The 17976-nt window shown below is 40.4% G+C and carries 19 protein-coding genes; 15 read left to right on the forward strand and 4 right to left on the reverse strand.

Annotated elements, in window-relative coordinates:
• Positions 1-29: 29 nt before the first annotated feature.
• Both ACTQ45_RS12010 and ACTQ45_RS12015 read left to right on the forward strand, forming a co-directional pair.
• A complete protein-coding gene (locus ACTQ45_RS12010; protein WP_441763874.1) occupies positions 30-938 on the forward strand; it encodes an NADP-dependent phosphogluconate dehydrogenase in 909 nt (302 codons plus the stop codon).
• 22 nt (positions 939-960) lie between these two features.
• Positions 961-1599 (forward strand): 3-keto-L-gulonate-6-phosphate decarboxylase UlaD, encoded by a 639-nt coding sequence (locus ACTQ45_RS12015; protein WP_441763875.1) that lies wholly within the window; start codon positions 961-963, stop codon positions 1597-1599.
• Between the two features lie 157 nt (positions 1600-1756).
• On the opposite strand, the gene ACTQ45_RS12020 is transcribed toward ACTQ45_RS12015, so the two are convergent.
• Complete coding sequence (locus ACTQ45_RS12020; RefSeq protein ID WP_441763876.1) at positions 1757-3214, reverse strand: CoA-acylating methylmalonate-semialdehyde dehydrogenase; 1458 nt, start codon at positions 3212-3214, stop codon at positions 1757-1759.
• A gap of 346 nt (positions 3215-3560) precedes the next feature.
• Between ACTQ45_RS12020 and ACTQ45_RS12025 the strand changes: the two genes are divergently transcribed.
• The gene (locus ACTQ45_RS12025) at positions 3561-4628 is read left to right on the forward strand and encodes an NAD(P)-dependent oxidoreductase (RefSeq protein ID WP_441763877.1); all 1068 of its coding nucleotides are present in this window, start codon (positions 3561-3563) and stop codon (positions 4626-4628) included.
• Between the two features lie 110 nt (positions 4629-4738).
• Positions 4739-5530, forward strand: coding sequence for a class II fructose-bisphosphate aldolase (locus ACTQ45_RS12030; protein WP_441763878.1), 792 nt, complete (start codon positions 4739-4741; stop codon positions 5528-5530).
• Between the two features lie 84 nt (positions 5531-5614).
• On the opposite strand, the gene ACTQ45_RS12035 is transcribed toward ACTQ45_RS12030, so the two are convergent.
• The gene (locus tag ACTQ45_RS12035; protein ID WP_441763879.1) at positions 5615-6373 is read right to left on the reverse strand and encodes a DeoR/GlpR family DNA-binding transcription regulator; all 759 of its coding nucleotides are present in this window, start codon (positions 6371-6373) and stop codon (positions 5615-5617) included.
• A gap of 848 nt (positions 6374-7221) precedes the next feature.
• Between ACTQ45_RS12035 and ACTQ45_RS12040 the strand changes: the two genes are divergently transcribed.
• The 5 genes from ACTQ45_RS12040 (at position 7222) to ACTQ45_RS12060 (ending at position 9869) form a co-directional block, all read left to right on the forward strand.
• Positions 7222-7584, forward strand: a complete 363-nt coding sequence (locus ACTQ45_RS12040) for a TIGR02328 family protein (protein WP_441763880.1) — start codon at positions 7222-7224, stop codon at positions 7582-7584.
• A 211-nt stretch (positions 7585-7795) separates the two neighbouring features.
• The gene (locus ACTQ45_RS12045) at positions 7796-8410 is read left to right on the forward strand and encodes an SDR family oxidoreductase (protein WP_441763881.1); all 615 of its coding nucleotides are present in this window, start codon (positions 7796-7798) and stop codon (positions 8408-8410) included.
• A gap of 15 nt (positions 8411-8425) precedes the next feature.
• Positions 8426-8734 carry a hypothetical protein gene (locus ACTQ45_RS12050; RefSeq protein WP_441763882.1) on the forward strand — a complete coding sequence of 103 codons (309 nt, stop codon included), beginning with the start codon at positions 8426-8428 and terminating at the stop codon, positions 8732-8734.
• A 572-nt stretch (positions 8735-9306) separates the two neighbouring features.
• The gene (locus ACTQ45_RS12055) at positions 9307-9549 is read left to right on the forward strand and encodes an AbrB/MazE/SpoVT family DNA-binding domain-containing protein (protein ID WP_441763883.1); all 243 of its coding nucleotides are present in this window, start codon (positions 9307-9309) and stop codon (positions 9547-9549) included.
• Positions 9543-9869, forward strand: coding sequence for a type II toxin-antitoxin system PemK/MazF family toxin (locus tag ACTQ45_RS12060; protein WP_441763884.1), 327 nt, complete (start codon positions 9543-9545; stop codon positions 9867-9869). The genes ACTQ45_RS12055 and ACTQ45_RS12060 overlap by 7 nt, the downstream gene beginning before the upstream one ends.
• A 649-nt stretch (positions 9870-10518) precedes the next feature.
• On the opposite strand, the gene ACTQ45_RS12065 is transcribed toward ACTQ45_RS12060, so the two are convergent.
• Both ACTQ45_RS12065 and ACTQ45_RS12070 read right to left on the reverse strand, forming a co-directional pair.
• Positions 10519-11697 carry an acetyl-CoA C-acetyltransferase gene (locus ACTQ45_RS12065; RefSeq protein ID WP_441763885.1) on the reverse strand — a complete coding sequence of 393 codons (1179 nt, stop codon included), beginning with the start codon at positions 11695-11697 and terminating at the stop codon, positions 10519-10521.
• Positions 11698-11782: 85 nt separating this feature from the next.
• Complete coding sequence (locus ACTQ45_RS12070) at positions 11783-12415, reverse strand: hypothetical protein (RefSeq protein ID WP_441763886.1); 633 nt, start codon at positions 12413-12415, stop codon at positions 11783-11785.
• A gap of 201 nt (positions 12416-12616) precedes the next feature.
• On the opposite strand from ACTQ45_RS12070, the gene ACTQ45_RS12075 reads away from it, so the two are divergent.
• From ACTQ45_RS12075 to ACTQ45_RS12100, 6 genes are all read left to right on the forward strand, one after another.
• Complete coding sequence (locus tag ACTQ45_RS12075) at positions 12617-12913, forward strand: hypothetical protein (protein WP_441763887.1); 297 nt, start codon at positions 12617-12619, stop codon at positions 12911-12913.
• On the forward strand, positions 12885-13007 hold the full coding sequence (locus ACTQ45_RS12080) for a hypothetical protein (RefSeq protein WP_441763888.1): 123 nt from the start codon (positions 12885-12887) through the stop codon (positions 13005-13007). Before ACTQ45_RS12075 ends, ACTQ45_RS12080 begins: the two co-directional genes overlap by 29 nt.
• Positions 13008-13294: 287 nt before the next feature.
• Positions 13295-14419 (forward strand): amidohydrolase/deacetylase family metallohydrolase, encoded by a 1125-nt coding sequence (locus ACTQ45_RS12085; protein ID WP_441763889.1) that lies wholly within the window; start codon positions 13295-13297, stop codon positions 14417-14419.
• Positions 14403-15515: a DgaE family pyridoxal phosphate-dependent ammonia lyase gene (locus ACTQ45_RS12090; protein WP_441763890.1), complete on the forward strand. Its 1113-nt coding sequence runs from the start codon at positions 14403-14405 to the stop codon at positions 15513-15515. Before ACTQ45_RS12085 ends, ACTQ45_RS12090 begins: the two co-directional genes overlap by 17 nt.
• Before the next feature lie 18 nt (positions 15516-15533).
• On the forward strand, positions 15534-16283 hold the full coding sequence (gene dagF, locus ACTQ45_RS12095; RefSeq protein ID WP_441763891.1) for a 2-dehydro-3-deoxy-phosphogluconate aldolase: 750 nt from the start codon (positions 15534-15536) through the stop codon (positions 16281-16283).
• Positions 16284-16416: 133 nt separating this feature from the next.
• Positions 16417-16782, forward strand: coding sequence for a hypothetical protein (locus tag ACTQ45_RS12100; RefSeq protein WP_441763892.1), 366 nt, complete (start codon positions 16417-16419; stop codon positions 16780-16782).
• Positions 16783-17976 lie beyond the last annotated feature (1194 nt).

The raw sequence follows: 17976 nt of genomic DNA on the forward strand, positions 1-17976 counted from the left end.
ATAATAAGTGAAAGGAGCAGATGTGTAAAATGAAAGTTAATGTAATTGGTATTGGGAAAATGGGTTATCCTTTAGTGGAGAACATGCTGGACAATGGTCATGAAGTTCATGTCTTTGATGTTAGTGAGGATAACGTTAGCAAAGTCAAAGCTGATTTAAATATTGAAGCGACTACAAATTTTGACGATTTTATGGAAAATGCTCTTGTGGACGACAAGTATCGTGTATTCTGGTTAATGTTGCCACCAGGTAATATAACTAATAGTACTGTTGCGAGATTAGCAGAAAAAGCAAAAGAAAATGATGTTGTTATTGAAGGTGGAAACTCAAATCATCATGAGAGCATGAGAAATGGTGAGTTATTACTAGCCAAAGACGCTTACTTCATGGACGTTGGAACTTCTGGCGGTGTCTCAGGAGCGCGTAATGGTACAAGTTTAATGATAGGTGGAGATAGAGGTGTTTATGAACACCTCGAACCATTATTTGCTTCGATCTCAGAAGAAAACGGTTATGTGTATACTGGTAAACTTGGAAGTGGACACTTTTTGAAGTTAGTGCATAATGCGATATATTATGGTATCCAAGAAGCATACGGTGAAGGATTAGAAATTTTAGAAAAATCTGAATTTGATTACGACTTAGCGGAAATAACAGCAGCTTTAAACAGTTCATCTGTAATTAGAAGTTGGGTACTGGGAGTTATTGCAGATGCATTTGCCGATGATCAACATTTGGAAAGTTATAGTGGTCACGTAAGCGGATCAGAATCCACCAATTGGGTTATTACTGAAGCGATGAAAACAAGTGTTCCAGTCCCAGCTATTTACTCAGCGCTTTCTATGCGTCATCGCGGCGTTCAAGATGATAATTCATTTAGTGGAAAAGTTGTTTCAGCAATTCGATCAGGTGTAGGTGGATATTCACCAAAATCATAAAAAATATTAGGAGGAAATAAAAATGGCATTACCAAAATTACAGATTGCGTGTGATCATAACGATTTACCGAGTGCTTTAGCCGATATCAAAGCTGTAGGAGACATTGTAGATATCCTAGAGGTGGGAACTGTATTACTTCTTCAAGTCGGTGACGAAGCCGTTAAGTGTTTTAGAGCTTTATTTCCAGATAAAGAGATTGTAGCAGATCCTAAATGTGCAGACGCTGGTGGAACGGTTGCTCAAAACTTAAAGAATGCTGGTGCAGATTATATGACATGTATTTGTTCAGCAGCTGTAGCGACTATGAAAGCTGCTGCAAAAGAGATTGATCAAGTTCAAGTTGAACTTTACGGAGATTGGACTTACGAACAAGCCCAAGAATGGTTAGATTCAGGAATTGATCAAGCTATTTATCACCAAAGTAGAGATGCTCTATTAGCTGGCGGTAGCTGGGGAGAGAAAGATTTAAATAAAGTTAAAAAATTAGTTGAAATGGGCTTCAAGGTATCTGTTACAGGTGGTTTAGATGTAAATACGTTAGATTTATTTAAAGGTGTAGACGTTTATACATTTATCACTGGACGCGGTATAACTCAAGCTGAAGATCCAGTTAAAGCGGCTAATGAATTTAAAGCAAAAATTGTAGAGTTATGGAGCTAATTAATAAAATAGCACTATGATTTATTAAGGGTTAAAATTGAGCAACGATATTTTCTAACGAAAGTATTGTTGTTCTTTTGGTATTTTAGAAAAAAACAGACTTCTACTGGAATTTTAATTTCAATAGAAGTCTATTTTTATTCATAAAACCTATTAACTAAAATTTATCTGTTAAATACTGGGCTGTAACAACTTTTCGTCTCGTGTAAAATTCGACACTGTCCTTTCCATTTGCATGTAGATCGCCATAGAACGAGTCTTTCCATCCGGAAAATGAAAACCAAGCAATTGGTGCTGGTACGCCAAGATTAACACCAATCATTCCAGCATCAATGTTTTCTCTAAAGTATCTGATTGCACTCGCGTTATTAGTGAATAAGCATGCACCATTGGCAAAGTTAGAAGCGTTAGTTACATTGACGGCCTCTCTTAAATTTTTAACTCGAATGATTGAAACGAATGGAGCGAAAATTTCATCTTTCCATATCTCCATCTCTGTTGTAACGTTATCAAAAATGGTTGGTCCCACAAAGTATCCCTTTTCAGGTAGGTTATCTCGCCCGTCTAATAAGAGTCTAGCACCTTGTTCAATTCCTTTTTCGATGTAACCGAATGTTCTTTGTTGTGTCTCCTTGCGGATTACTGGGCCTAAATAAGTTGATTCATCCAATCCGTTGCCAATTTTGATGTTTCTAGCAGCTTCAATGAATTTTTCCAGGAAAGCGTCAGCAATATCTTCTTCAATTGTTAAAACTGCGCCTGCCATACAACGTTGACCAGCCGAACCGAATGCTCCACCGATGATTTTTGGGATGGCATCTTCGATATTCACATCATTTAAAATTGTAACATGGTTGTTAGCACCAGTTAAAGCTTGAACACGTTTTAGGTGATTTGACCCATGTTCGAAAACGTACCTACCTACAGGTTCAGATCCAACAAATGAGATAGCTTTAATCAATGGATGCTCAATGATGCCATTAACTACATCGTGCGCTCCAAATATGACGTTAAAAACTCCCTTTGGAAGACCTATCTCTTCTATAAGTTCAACTATTTTCTCGATTAAAAGAGGTGTTTTCTCTGATGGTTTTAGAATGAATGTGTTTCCGGCTGCGATGGCCATAGGGAACATCCAAAAAGGTACCATCATTGGGAAATTGAAAGGTGTAATCCCCCCAACAACTCCAATTGGGTATTTATAATTAGTAACTTCAACATCAGTGGCTGCTGTAGAAATTGAATCTCCCATTATTAAATTTGTGATAGAAGCAGCGTTTTCGGCATTTTCAATTCCACGTTGAACTTCTCCGCGTGAATCGCTTAATGACTTTCCATTTTCTAAAGTAATTAACTTTGCTAATTCTTCTTTATTTTCAGAAAGGATATGTTGAAGCTTAAACATGAATCGCCCTCTATTAGGTACGCTAACTTTCTTCCACGAGTCAAATGCTTTTTGAGCAGCTTGGGCGGCATAATCTAATTCCTCTTTAGTCGAAAGAGGAACTTTTGCAATGATTTCACCAGTTGCTGGATTAAAGACTTCTTCGTACTCGGTGGAGTTGCTTACTAACCATTCACCATTAATGTAGTTTTTTAAAATTTTTACAGTCATATGATTGATCCCCCTAATTTCCTTATCTATTTACATAGTACTACCACACCTCGAGTTAGTCAACACTTAACTAACATATGCCCACAGTGTAAGTTTTGTTCGTGTATTTAAGTAGGCACTTTAATTCGCTATTAGATTGATATTAGGGTGTTTTTGATCTTTTTATTAAGTATGTGTGATTAACTCATAATAATAATAATGATGGTAATTGAGTTTGTTTTGGGTATGTTTTGATATAAAAAGCTTGAAGGATGGTTTTTGTTGAGTATAATATTAATTGTAGGGTGTCGTTTTAAGTTAGGTAAGTAATTGATTCATTCAATACTAATAGAAAGTAGTGAGAAAAATGTTGAAAATGTTATGGACCGGCTATAGGAATGAAGAATGGGAAACAGAATTTAGTAAATATTGTGATATCAAATTTGCGGGATTTAGTATACATGGACAGTGGGGTGACTGGCTTACTCAAGAAGAATTGATTGTGGAACTTAAAGGGATAGATGTTTTTCTTGTTGGCTATGATCAAATAAATGAAACCGTTTTAAGAGCTTCACCAGATTTAAAGCTAATACTATCCGAGAGAGATGGGCCAGAAGAAAACGTAAATCTGAATGCTTGTGAGGAGCTTGGAATACCTGTTCTTAATAGTGCCGGACGTTGCACAGTATCGGTGGCGGAACTGACGTTCAATCTAATTCTTAATATGAGTCGTCCTGTTCTTGAAATAAATACATTAATCAGAAAAGAGAAGTGGAAAAAAAGTAATCATCAAAGACTCAGAGATATTGTTGAAGCCAAAGCATTCGAGGCTTATCGGAAAACTTTAGGTATCATTGGTCTTGGTAGGAATGGAAAGTACTTGTCAAAATTAGCGAATTCTTTCGGGATGAGGGTAATTGCATACGATCCTTATGTCACCAAAGTGGATATAAAAAAAGAATACAATGTGGAGATAATGGATTTAGATGAGGTGATGAAAGAAAGTGACTTCGTTAGTATTCTAGCGCGAGTGACACCTGAAAATCACAATTTAATAGGAGAAGAACAACTTAAGTTGATGAAGCCTACAGCAGCTCTAATTAATACAGGTAGACCACAGTTATTAGATTACAGAGCACTAGCGGATGCTTTGATTTCAAACCGTATTAGAATGGCTGCGTTGGATGTTTTTGATATGGAACCTTTGGGCGAAAGTGATTTTATTTATGAAGTGCCTGAAGATAAATTAATTTTGACCTCTCACATTGCTGGGTTTAGTCGTGAAAGATCATGGCATCAATGCAAAACGGCATTTGAAAACTTTTTAACATTTTTTTCTAGTACGGACATTCAGAATAACTGTACACCCAATGTCAGTAAAAGTGATTTTTTTAATGAGCGTGCAGGAAAATTACAAAGTAGCTTAGTTGACTAGGAATGGAGTAAGAATATGTTAGTTACAATGAACGAACTTTTGACACACGCAAAGAAGAATAACTATGCCGTTGCGGCACCTAGTTGTTTTAATAAGGAATCTATCAGAGCATGTTTCGAAGCACGGATACCTTAAGTGCCCCTATTATATTAAATGTAGGTTTTGCTCATGGTATTGAGGAGTCTGCCTATCTAGCTAAATTCTATGAAGCTAAGTATCCCAACGTAATCTATGCACTGAATCTTGATCATGGAGGAGAGTTTTCACACATTATGAGAGCGATACAGTCTGGATTTAGTTCAGTGATGATAGATAGATCAACACTATCTTTGGAAGATAACATTAGAGAAGTAAAAGAAGTAGTGAAAATTGCTCACGCGCTTGGTATTACTGTTGAAGCGGAATTGGGACATGTTGGAAATGGTGCAGAATATGAAACTAGCAGAAACTCTGGATTAACTAGGGTGGATGATGCTGTTCAATTTATCCAAGAAACAAATATTGATTGTTTAGCGGTAGCGATTGGAACTTCTCATGGGGTATATAAAGGAAATCCAGAAATTGATTTTAAACTTCTTGAGGATATAGCAAATGTTGTGGATATTCCGTTGGTACTCCATGGAGGATCAGGTACCGGTGAAGATAATCTAGCGAAAACTATTAAAAGTGGAATCCAGAAGATTAATTTGTGGACAGATCTTGGTAATTCATGGATTGATGCTTTAGAAGTTGAGATAATTAATAGAAAAGAAGAACGTAGTTCAGAAACAGATACAGAGTTTAAAATGAGGAAAAAAACGATACAACAATTACTTGATGATAGTATTGAAGTTGGGTATAAGAGAAAATTGATTTCTTACATGGAACTGTTTAATTCAGAAGGGAAATCTAGCCTTCTGTAATATATATGAAGAGAATAAAGAATCGGTTAACCAGTAATAGTGTCAACAGACTATTATTGGTTAACCGATTTTTTCATTGTTGTTTTAAGCTAATTTTATTTGAATAGAATGTTCTGCTGCTAATGCCTGATACTTCTCGCTTAATGGTTCGTTAGTGATGATTTGGGTTACTTTTTCAAGCTCACAGTATGTTGCTAAGGATGATTTATCAAATTTACTGCTGTCTGCTAAAATATAAGTTTGGTTTGCTTTCTCTGTTACCACTCTTTTGATTTCAAGTTCGTTAAAATCAGAAATAGTCAAACCCGACTCAGTTGAAATTCCAGTGGCTCCCATGAATGCTTTTGTGATATTGAAATTAAATGAAATGTTGGTTAATGGTGTTGAAATAAAGGATCTAGTTTGAGGGTAGTATCGGTTACCCAAGATTATAAGGTCAATATTCTCTAGTTCTGAAGCTTGAAAGATGATGTCGAGATTGTTAGTAAGAATAGTAAATTTTAAGTTATCATCTACATATTTTAGAATATTTGATGTTGTAGTTCCTGAATCTATAAAAACCAAATCACCCTCTAAAATGTTACTTGCGGCTACCTCGCTTAATCTATCCTTAATTTCTTGGTTTTTAGTTGTCCGATAATTATAAGGGGTAAGTTGTTTACCTTGTAAAGATGTTACACCACCGTAGACTTTTTTTAATACACCATTTTTTTCAAGATAATTTATATCTCTACGAATAGTATTGAGGGAAACCTTGAATACATCACTTAATTCTATTAAAGACACTGTTTCTTTTTCTGCAATATAATTTTCAATCTCTAGTATCCTTTTCTGTTTCATCATTTTAATCACCTCTTTACGTTTATGTTGAGTTTATTTATACTGAAAGACTCAATACATTGTAACAAGAAACCAAAAGATAATCGAGAGTTTATCAAATCTTGTATATATGTTGTGCGTTTAAGGCGGTTGTTTTAACATTTTAAATGTAGTTTTAAGTAACAGCAGTTATCTCGCAAAGGCGTAACTCATTATTGACGAACAATTTTTTTCGCTGACCATGGTATGTTTGTTAGTCAGATAAGGTTCCTTGGACTAAATCTATGCAGAACACTAATCCGTGTTTAGGGGCTACCATTTTAGACAATCTTCGTCTGGCGGCCTTGACGATTTTTCTGTTCTTTTTGAAGTGTTCACGTGATATCTGCTAGAAGAATCCATATCGTATTCTGTGAGGCGAAGTATTTGTTGAGCGGGTCGTGGACTGATATTATAGAGTAACTTATCAAATGATAAAGGGGGCTGTGGCCGGTGGAGCGAAAAGCGTATGAGCAGTTGTGGGCGGCTAAAAAATATTTAGTTTTGAGTCGGTCGCAGCGAATTCATCTGGCGATTCGGTAGTATTTGAAGCAGCATCAGGTGGAAATATCAGTGTAAAAGGGCTGATTACAGAGTCGGCGACTTTAGAAGATGTTAAGGTTGATGCCTATCAACACATGTGGGTTATATTAAAAAATCGGGCGTGACCAGTGAGAAGGCTAGATTTTTGGAGTTAATCAAGGACTATCAAGAAGATTTGATTGAAGAAGAATGGGTGTTGGCTTATTTAGTCACGTAGTTAGAGAAATATCCGAACGCCTATTTGGAGTGTTCGACACTGTTTAATTCGGTACTAGGAGGAGAAGAAAGCGATGAGACTTTGGCATGAAGGCTTGATTGAAGCGTTACCGAGGCAGCAGTTGTTGGGGCAACACCGCGAGTGCTGTGCCTTACGTGGCAATGGTTGGGGGCGCAAGCATGAGACCGTTAATTATGTATTTGATTACTCGCCCTATAAATTATTCCAGTATCATCAATTGATCATGGATGATATGAAGCGTCGGGGCTATAATGTGTCTGTGGAATGGCTCGATGTTAATTACCGGGGCAAGCAGTGTGCGGCGTATTCTGAGTTGGAAGCAGTCCCTTTGACTGCGCCGATTTACCCAGAGCATGATGGGGCGTATTTAAAAGAATGTGTCGAAAACTTAGCAGGCAAGGGCATCTTTATATAGTAGATAATTTTCGAGGACAGAGGGAACTGGAAGGTGCTAGCTGTTCTTTTTTCGCGTGGCGCTGTGTTATAATTATGTGTAATGAATGCGGTTACCATATTATTAGACTATGGAGGGAAATATTGTGGATAAAAAGGTTGTCGTTATTACAGGTGCGGGGACGGGTTTAGGTGCATCCTTAGTCAAGCGTTTTGCGGATTTAGGGTAGCATGTGTGTTTAATCGGGCGCCGTGAGAGTGCCTTGAAGGAAGTTGTAAATAAGTTTGAATTGGCGAAATTTTCTGTTTATTCCTTGGATGTCTCCAAGCGTGGACAGGTATCTGAGGTATTTAGCGAAATCTTAGCAGCGCATGGGCACGTTGATGTGCTGGTGAATAATGCGGGTGTCGGCTATTTCGCCAAAGCAGAATTGATTACGGATGAGCAGATTGATCAGATGATTGATATTAATCTGAAAGGCACGATTTATTGTGCGCAGGAAGTCATTCCATCAATGCGCGAGCGCGATATCGGGACAATTATGAATGTGATTTCGACGGCAGGCCTGGAAGGAAAAGCGACCGAAGCCGTTTATTGTGCCAACAAGTTTGGGGTACGTGGTTTCACGGAGAGTCTGTTAGTTGAATTGGGTGATAGCAATGTGCGCGTTATGGGTGCTTATATGGGAGGCATGAAGACAGATTTCTGGGACGGAATTTATGAACGTGATTCAATTGGGCATTTGATGGATCCGGAAGATGTCGCAGATATTCTAATGGCTAATGTCACGACGCGGACGAATTTGAATGTTGATCAAGTCGTGATTAAAAATCGAATTGTGGGCTGATGTTGTAGGTGAAGAATGAGCTTACATACTGAATTAACCTCTATTTCTGGTATGACAACGGAAGTGCTTCAAATTGTGAATGGCTTTCGCAATAACCCAGATTATAAGATATTGGCGATAACAGCTAATCCTAGCAGCGATTTAGCTTTGATGAGTGACTATATATTAAGTTATAAGGTGCCGATTGTAAGATTAAACCAACATGAAGATCTAACTAGTCAAATTCCAGCTCTCTATTTATTAGAAGTGTTATCAAATTCACTGTTGCAGTTAAATGCGAAGGATGAAGACATAAACGTTGATGAAGTTTCACCTTTAGATTGAGGGAGTTAGAAAAAACACCTTCATAATGAATCATATAATATTTATTAATTTACTAGGCCACTGTAGGGTTAAAATCCTGTTGTGGCCTAGTTTTTTTGGTGTGGGGGTAGGGTGGAGATAGTTGGTGGATGGCGGTGTGGAGTTTGTGGGACACCGGATTGAAGGGTAATTTCATTGTGACTCGATACATGACTAAGAAAAAGCAGTTAGTATGCTTTGGAGGAAGGCGGGATGAATTAGCTAATTCTTGTTTGGGATAAAAAAACGCACGCATTGAAAACACAAAGGTGTCGCTCTCTACGTTCGCGACGATTTTATTAAGACAGGTAGACTTAAAATCGTGCTGGCTTTCCAGCACATATACGGAGGCAAGTCTTGTTCTGAATGGAAGAAGTTGAAGGGATCTGACACCCAACCAGGAGGTGGTGAAAATCCTGAGCTAGAGACAATAAGGACTTACTAGATGGAGTTGTTTATGTCATTAAAAATACATAACAAAATGTATATACAAAGTAGATACGTTTGGTGTAAAATGTAACTATACCAAGTATTCATAAAAGGAGTTGTTTGCTATGACTCAATTACAGATAAAAAAATGGGGCAATAGTAGTGCTATCAGATTCCCCAAAGAATTGTTACGCCAAGTAGGTTTTGAGAACAATAGCTTAATTGAAGTCGAGATAGTGGAGAATAAGCTGGTCCTTCAAAAGGTCACCAAACACCAGTCAATACATGATTTATTCAAAGACTACAAAGGCGGTTCATTCAAATCTGAATTAGTTGAATTTGAACCAGTAGGGAATGAATTATGGTAAAACAGGGTGAAATAATCAAAGTCAACTTAAATCCTAAGCAAGGTCATGAACAGCAAGGCTACAGACTTTTTATCTGTTTAAGTCATGAGTTAGTCAACACCACTTCTAATATCGGTGTATTCGCCCCAATCAGTAACACAGCGAGAGAATATCCATTCTATGTTGAGCTAGAAGAAACTGAAACAACAGGAAAAGTGTTATTAGACCAGGTAATGGCTATTGACTATAACGCAAGAAGTTACACCCATGTTGAGTCTGTTAGCGATGATTTCTTGATTGAATTGCTGGACAAAGTAAAGTTAGTCTTTGAAAAGAATTAAATTTACCTCCTGTAGAGATGCAGGGGTTTTTTTATGCACTAGGTACTTAGAACATAGTTTAAATAAATGCAAATCCAGAAAAACACACTAAATCAGCCTATATTTGGTGGAAAAGGACCGTTTATACGAAGAAAAGCCAACTCAATCCAAGAATCCACATCATGGCGACTTGAGCCACGAATCCTGAAGCGTGTTTCACATCATGGCTCCAATCGCCACGATGTGGAAGGGGGAAAAATCCATAAAAACACACTCAATCAGCTTAAATTTTGTGGAAAATGACCGTTTATACGAAGAAAAGTCACTCAATCCAAGAGTCCACATCATGACGACTTGAGCCACGAATCCTGAAGTATGTTTCACATCATGGCTCAAATCGCCATGATGTGTGAGAAGACAAAATCTAGAAAAACACACTAAATCAGCCTATATATTCTGGGTGAAATGACCATTTATACGAAGAAAAGTCACTCAATCAAAGAATTCACATCATGGCTCAAGTAGCCACGATGTACAAGCTTTCAGCGGCACGACTTAAGTTAAGCTGTGTTCGGCAATTGAAAGCCGTAGCTACTCATAGCCACTCATCGCGCAAAAAAGCCGACCAGTCAAAGGCTCAATGCTTTGACTGGTCGGTTGTTGTTATAAATTAGCGTTTGACGACGACTGCAACTCCTTGACCGCCGCCGACACATAAGGTCGCTAGGCCAGTTTTGCTGTCGCGTTTTTTCATTTCGTGAAGCAGAGTCACTAGAATACGGGCACCACTTGCTCCAATTGGATGACCTAAGGCGATGGCTCCACCGTTGACGTTGACGATTTCGCGGTCAAAGTTGAAGTGTTCAATGACGCTTAGCGCTTGAGCAGCGAAGGCTTCGTTTGACTCGATTAAGTCGATGTCTTCAGCTTTCAAGCCGGCTTTGTTGAGTGCTTTTTGAGAGGCTGGGATTGGTCCAATTCCCATAATGCTTGGTGCAACACCACCAACACCATAAGCAGCGATAGTTGCTAAAGGCTCGAGCTCTAATTCTTTTGCTTTATCGGCTGACATCAAAACTAAAGCAGCTGCACCATCGTTAATGCCGGAAGCATTACCAGCTGTGACTGTTCCGTCTTTTTTGAAAGCGGGACGTAATTTGCTTAGTCCTTCAGCGGTTGAGCCAAATTTTGGAAACTCGTCTGTCTCAACAATTAAATCGTCACCACGTCTTTGTGGCACGCGGACGGGTGTGATTTCGTCTTTGAACCGACCGCTTGTGATGGCTGCTTCGGCACGGTTTTGACTTGCGGCAGCTAGTTCATCTTGTTGCTCGCGCGTAAAACCGTATTGTTCGGCAATGTTTTCTGCCGTCACGCCCATATGATAATCGTGGAAGGCATCGATAAGACCGTCATGTAACATCGTATCGATGACAGTTGCGTCACCCATGCGAGCGCCAAAACGTAAATCAGGCATGACGTAAGGTGCCTGGGTCATGTTTTCAGCCCCTCCTACAACCACAACGTCATTGTCGCCAACCATAATACTTTGCGCGCCATTGATAACAGCTTTCAGGCCAGAGCCACATAGGATATTAACTGTTTCGCCGGTTGCGGTTTCTGGGATGCCTGAATGAATCAAGACTTGACGGCCTAAGTTACCTTTCAAGCCAGCACTATAGACGTTACCGAATACTAAATGGTTAACTTGGGCTGGGTCAAGATTAATCTCCTCCAAGGCACTTTTTACTACTTGAGTTCCTAATTCAACAGCCGTCACATCTTTGAATACGCCACCGAAGGCGCCAATAGCTGTACGCTTCGCTGAAACTATCACAACTTCTCTCACAAAATCTTCCTTCCTCTTTGGTTTGATATTTCTATTATCCTCGTCTTTGAAAGCCTTGTCAACGCAAGTCTATCGCAATATTGTCCTAAAGAAAGTCACTATCTTCTATCAAAACTAAGCCCCTTCGAAGAACATAGGTACAAAAGGGAATCATGAAAACTGGGATTAGTGTACCTATACCAATGTGCATGAGCTGTTTAAAGAAAACAAAAGAAAGTAGGAGGCCCAGGACGAGTCCTATTATGTCAAGCACTTGAAACCGCCAAGTTTGTAGAAGGGGAAAGCGGTGATTGATGGTAGCTGTTAATGCATCCGCTGCTAGGACATAATGTTGGGCTTCTTCTTGAAGAATTCTAACCGCAGCTAACAGGAAGCTTGCGATTATCAGGCAAAGAACGTGTGTGCCGAAACTAGCGTTCGCTAAGTCGCTGAACAAAAAGGACCAGAGATCGATTAGCAGGCCAAATAGGAAAATCTCCCAGATGTCTGTTAGGCCTATTGTACCATGAGTGGTTTTAAGGGTTTGTTGGCAGATTAAAAAGATGGCGCTGAAAATCATGGTTGTTAGGCCGAGGGTCAGGGGGCTGGCGGTGGCTATGATGAGGGCGGGGGTGTAGGTGGGTAGGGTGCCGGTGCCGGTTTGGGCCATGAGGGTGATGGCGAGGCTGGCGAGCGGCAGGCTGAGGCGGTATAGTTTTAGGCTGTCGTTTGTGGGCATGGTGGGTCTCCTCGTTTTTTTATTTTAGTATAGCATAAGTGGCGGTGGTTGCGTGTGAGTCTTGCTTTATGCGGGGAGTGGGATGTGTTAAAGTGTAAGGGCAAAATCCTTGCATTAGTGCAATGAAAAAAACGCTTTCAGTGTTTTCCTGTGCTAAACTTCAGATGTAGTCAGGAAGATGGGCGATGGATAGGTGATTATGTGCAAGAAAGACAGTTAGAAATGTTGAAGTCGCTACTCTATAGTAGTACGCCTCGTTCGACCGAGGCTTTGATGGCCCAATGGGCGGTCAGCGAACGGACGATTAAGTATGATTTGTCACAGTTGCGTGAGGCTTTGAAGGAGCATGGCGTCAAGTTGTTGAATAAAAAAGGCATTGGTTATTATTTCTCGCCGGACGATAAGCCGAAATTAATTGCTGCTTATTCCTTTTCTGATTTGGAGAATACGGAGGAAGAAACTCGGCGGGATGATTGCTCATTCTTTTTCTACAAGTAAAAAAAAACCAATGGTAGGTGGCGCGATTTTAGGTGCGATCATCGTCGGCGGTATATACTTATTAATGGGTGGCACATTACCAGAAGCTGTTTAATTAGCAGACAATCAGGTGATAAGCTAAATGTCACAAAGGGCAGGATGGTGTGTGCGAACGTCCTAGCCTATGGCTTTTTGCGTCATGGTGGTGAGGCAGGATAGCTAGAAATGTGCCTGATCTCAGAATATTTTCCATAGATATTTGGGCAGGCAAGCTGGCAAGCGTAATTTTAGATAGATAATTAGTCAGGGGATTTGGCTAACGTTTGCCAACCAGCCAGAACAACCAATAGAAGGCTTTTGATTCATATTTGGGGCAGGGAATTGATAGAAAGAAGGACTAAAGTGATTGATTTATTAATTAAAAACGCGAAAACGATTGACGGTAAACGGATTGAAATTGCGGTTCAAAGCGGCAAGATTCATGAAGTCGGTGCAACGATGACCTATGATGCGGCGGACGTATCAGAAGAGCTTGACCTCGGCGGTGACTCCTATATTTCAGCCGGTTGGATTGACGGGCATGTTCATTGTTTTGAGAAGATGGACTTATACTATGACTACCCAGATAAAGTTGGGATAGACTCGGGGGTTACGACAGTTATTGATGCCGGAACAACGGGCGCTGAAAACGTTGGCGAGTTTCACGACTTAGCTAAGGCTGCTAAAACGAATGTCTTCGCTCTTTTAAATATCTCTAAATGGGGTATAGTTGAACAAGATGAGTTAGCAGATTTATCGAAAATTCAAAGAGACTTAATCGAAGAAGCTTTGGCAAAATACGGCGACTTCATTATTGGCTTCAAAGCTCGTATGAGTAAAACCGTCATCGGTGACAATGGGATTATCCCCTTGGAGATGGCCAAGGATATTCAAGCCCAACACTTTAAGGAATTGCCACTGATGGTTCACATCGGTTCGGCACCGCCTGTCTTGGAAGAAACGCTGAGTTTATTAACAGCAGGTGATATTGTGACTCACTGTTTCAATGGAAAAGATAATGGGATTTTAGACCGCTCAAGGGGTCAAATTAAAGCCTTCGCTTGGGAACATTACCGTCGTGGTTTAGTCTTCGACATTGGTCATGGGACGGCGAGCTTTGACTTTGATGTGACTGAGACGGCTTTTTCGGAGGGCATGAAAGCTCATATGATTAGTACCGATATTTATTCACGCAATCGTTTGGATGGGCCTGTTTTTAATTTCCCCACGACTTTGGCAAAGCTACATGTTGTAGGTTACAGCTGGTCAGAAATTATTGAGAAAGTGACCCTTGTACCGGCAGAAGTTTTCAAGTTAGAAGGTAAAGGACAATTGGTCGCAGGCTATGATGCGGATGTAACTATTTTTGATAGAGTGGAAAGTACGCAGACTTTAGTCGATTCACAGGGCAATGAACGTCAGGCAAATGAGTGGTTACAACCGGTCAAGGCCATAGTAGGAGGCAAACAGTATGACATCAATTTATGAGAAATATGATTTAAAACAAGTCATTAACGCAAGTGGGAAAATGACAGCTCTTGGTGTGTCCAAATATGTTGACGCTGCGCTTGACGCGCAACGTTTAGGTGGCAAAAGTTTCTTTGAAATGGATCAATTATATAGCCAAGTCGGCAAATATTTAGCAGGTCTATTAGGCTGTGAGGATACACAAATTGTGTCGTCTGCTTCAGCGGGGATTGCGCAATCTGTTGCTGCTTTAATCGGTAAAGGAAGCCAGTACCATGTTTACAATCCTTATAGCCCTCGCATGACAGCACGTGAGATTATTGTGCCTAAAGGGCATAATGTCGACTTCGGTGCCCCAATCCAAACCATGGTTGAACTAGGTGGCGGACGTGTTGTTGAAGCGGGTTATGCGAATAAATGTACACCATCTTTAGTCGAAGATATGATTACTGAAGACACCGTCGCGATTTTATATGTCAAGAGTCATCATTCGGTTCAAAAGAGTATGTTGACGGTTTCTGAAGCCGCCGAGGTTGCGAAGAAACATGACTTACCACTGATTGTGGATGCGGCTGCTGAACAAGATTTAACCAAATATTTAGAAGAAGGTGCCGACTTAGTTATCTACTCTGGAGCGAAGGCTTTAGAAGGAACAAGTTCAGGGATCGTCATCGGTAAAAAACAATACATCGAGTGGGTGCGGCTGCAAGGTAAAGGCATTGGCCGTGCCATGAAGATTGGAAAAGAGAATATACTTGGACTAGCTGCAGCGATTGAATATTATCTCGAACATGGTTCAGAGTCTGGTGAAAGCATGAAGTCACGTTTGGCACCTTTCGTGGAGGCGTTGAATGAGCTTCCAGAGGTTAATGCGAGTGTCGTTCAAGACTTAGCAGGTCGTGACATTTACCGTGCAAAGGTCACTTTTGGAGACGGTGTGAATTTATCAGGTGTGGCAGCACGTGATTTATTAATTGCTGGACAGCCAGCGATTTATCTTCGCGATCACCAAGTCAATAACGGTGTGCTCGAATTTGATATTCGCTCGGTAGACGAAAGTGAAATGGCTCAAATTGTCGAAGCATTACGTGATATCGTAACGCAAGCAAGTAACTAGTAAGGAAGGAAGTACTGAATGAATAAAACACCTAAGTATTTTAATGATCGTGTCTGTCTGAATGTTCTGGCTAACTCTGTGGAGAATGGTAAGGCATGTTTCCAAGCAAGTGAGGGACATGTGGTATTAGGCGTCCTTTCTAGAAGTTTTGAGACGGACGAAGCGGCTATTGAAGAAATGAAGGCATATCAAGCCGCGACCGATAATGCGTTATCGATTGGATTAGGAGCGGGTGACCCCAAGCAAAGTGATATGGTGACTCGTTTATCAGCTGTTTTACAGCCACAACATATTAACCAAGTCTTTACAGGCGTTGGTAAAACACGCGGCGCGCTCGGCCAAAACGACTCTGTCATCAATGGTTTGATTTCACCCACAGGTAAAGTGGGGGTGGTAAACATTGCGACTGGTCCATTGAGTAGCCAAGCGGGTTTGGCAGAAGTGCCGCTGGAAGTAGCGATTGCTATGTTGAAAGATATGGGAGGCACAAGTGTTAAATTCTTCCCGATGAAAGGCCTCGCTCATCTTGATGAGTATCAGGCTGTCGCAGCTGCTTGTGCAGCCAATGACTTCGCATTAGAGCCAACAGGTGGGATTGATTTAGAGAACTTCTCTGAAATCGTCCAAATCGCTTTAGACGCGGGTGTGGATAAAATTATACCTCACGTCTATAGCTCGATTATCGATTCGGCAACGGGTGACACTCGTCCTGAGGATGTAAGTGCCTTGTATGAGATGATGCGCAACTTGGATTATTCAGCTAAATAGACTTTATGTTTGAAAGCAGCTTAGCCAGCGGAAACGCCGGGCGGGTTGCTTTTCTTATTTTGTCCGGAGGGTTATTAGTCGACCGACTATTGGGCTTTGGGTATAATTTAGAAAAGAGAGAGAAGGTGGAGACATGAAGTTAACGATTGGAACAGACGATATTCTAGCAGTTAAGAAAAAATATGGCGCCGGTAATGCGGTGGCGGGCTATGTCGAAGAGGCCAAGTTAATTCCGATTCCTATCCCGATGCCTAAGTTTTATGTGATTGTTCTAGACGAGCGCAATATGACGCTGGTTCAGATGGATATGAAGTTTCGTGAAAAGTCGTCCGAGGTGATTCCTTTGGATGCAATCTCAAGTATTAAAGTGTCGAGTATGATGGTGAAGCGCATTACGGTTGAGGCGAACGGCAAGACGTACAAATTTTTGATGCGACCACTTTCGATTGGGATTGGTGAGGAGCAGGACGAATTGTTGGAGCGCTTTGAATCGATGTAGTGACTGTGTTGTCGGAGTCATACGGGTGGTAGAAAAATTGAATAGTAAGAGAAGCATACTGCCATTGGTCGCTAAAGTTAGCGGGTGATGGTGGTTTTTGTGTTTTATGGGGAAAGTGTTTGGGCTTGCAAGAAAAGATTAAGAGCAAAAGGTGTCGGCTAACGCCGACGATTGGACTTTATTCTTGTGGAGGGGAGTGGCGGTGGTGAATCAAGCGTCGAGAGGAAGCCTGGCAAAGGTTTGCGTCTTTGAATTGAATCGGGGCAACTCGCTACGAGTTGCGACTGCCTTTGTCTTTCTGGTTTGAAAAGCTTTAAGTGTAGAAGGAGTCGGCAGACGCCGACGATTAGAGTTTGTGACTGAGTATACACCTTTTGGGTGATGTTTCAGTTTTAATTATCCCACTCACGATTTGAGTGGAACAATTAAAAGTTTAACGTGCCCACTCAAACTTCGAGTGGGACAATTAGAATTGAATTTGGCTAAAATCAGCTGGAAATGGGATGGAATTCCCTAAGTTTGCTCAAATCGTTGAGTGATAATACACCTAATAGGTGATGTTTCAGTTTTAATTATCCCACTCGCGATTTGAGTGGAACAATTAAAAGTTTAACGTGCCCACTCAAAGTTTGAGTGGAACAATTAGAATGGAATTTGACTAAAATCAGCTGGAAATGGTGCGGTTTTCCTGAGTTTTCCTCAAGTAGATGAGTGATTATACACCTTTTAGGTGATGTTTTGGTTTTAATTATCCCACTCACGATTTGAGTGGGACAATTAAAAGTTTAACGTGCCCACTCAAAGTTTGAGTGGGACAATTAGAATGGAATTTGACTAAAATCAGCTGGAAATGGGATGGAATTCCCTAAGTTTGCTCAAATTGTTGAGTGATAATACACCTAATAGGAGATGTTTTGGTTTTAATTATCCCACTCACGATTTGAGTGGGACAATTAAAAGTTTAACGTGCCCACTCAAACTTCGAGTGGAACAATTAGAATGGAATTTGACTAAAATCAGCTGGAAATGGGGCGGAATTCTCTAAGTTTGATAAGTAGGTGAGTGATTATACACCTATTAGGAGATGTTTTGGTTTTAATTATCCCACTCACGATTTGAGTGGGACAATTAAACGTTTAACGTGCCCACTCAAACTTCGAGTGGAACAATTAGAATGGAATTTGACTAAAATCA

Source organism: Fundicoccus sp. Sow4_D5 (assembly GCF_052116365.1).
In the GTDB taxonomy this organism is placed as follows: Bacteria; Bacillota; Bacilli; order Lactobacillales; family Aerococcaceae; genus Fundicoccus.

Coding starts and splice junctions, on each gene's coding strand:
- ACTQ45_RS12010 (WP_441763874.1), top strand. CDS start 30: ATGAAAGTTAATGTAATTGGTATTGGGAAAATGGGTTATCCTTTAGTG.
- ACTQ45_RS12015 (WP_441763875.1), top strand. CDS start 961: ATGGCATTACCAAAATTACAGATTGCGTGTGATCATAACGATTTACCG.
- ACTQ45_RS12020 (WP_441763876.1), bottom strand. CDS start 3,214: ATGACTGTAAAAATTTTAAAAAACTACATTAATGGTGAATGGTTAGTA.
- ACTQ45_RS12025 (WP_441763877.1), top strand. CDS start 3,561: ATGTTGAAAATGTTATGGACCGGCTATAGGAATGAAGAATGGGAAACA.
- ACTQ45_RS12030 (WP_441763878.1), top strand. CDS start 4,739: ATGTTTCGAAGCACGGATACCTTAAGTGCCCCTATTATATTAAATGTA.
- ACTQ45_RS12035 (WP_441763879.1), bottom strand. CDS start 6,373: ATGATGAAACAGAAAAGGATACTAGAGATTGAAAATTATATTGCAGAA.
- ACTQ45_RS12040 (WP_441763880.1), top strand. CDS start 7,222: ATGAGACTTTGGCATGAAGGCTTGATTGAAGCGTTACCGAGGCAGCAG.
- ACTQ45_RS12050 (WP_441763882.1), top strand. CDS start 8,426: ATGAGCTTACATACTGAATTAACCTCTATTTCTGGTATGACAACGGAA.
- ACTQ45_RS12055 (WP_441763883.1), top strand. CDS start 9,307: ATGACTCAATTACAGATAAAAAAATGGGGCAATAGTAGTGCTATCAGA.
- ACTQ45_RS12060 (WP_441763884.1), top strand. CDS start 9,543: ATGGTAAAACAGGGTGAAATAATCAAAGTCAACTTAAATCCTAAGCAA.
- ACTQ45_RS12070 (WP_441763886.1), bottom strand. CDS start 12,415: ATGCCCACAAACGACAGCCTAAAACTATACCGCCTCAGCCTGCCGCTC.
- ACTQ45_RS12080 (WP_441763888.1), top strand. CDS start 12,885: ATGATTGCTCATTCTTTTTCTACAAGTAAAAAAAAACCAATGGTAGGT.
- ACTQ45_RS12090 (WP_441763890.1), top strand. CDS start 14,403: ATGACATCAATTTATGAGAAATATGATTTAAAACAAGTCATTAACGCA.
- dagF (WP_441763891.1), top strand. CDS start 15,534: ATGAATAAAACACCTAAGTATTTTAATGATCGTGTCTGTCTGAATGTT.
- ACTQ45_RS12100 (WP_441763892.1), top strand. CDS start 16,417: ATGAAGTTAACGATTGGAACAGACGATATTCTAGCAGTTAAGAAAAAA.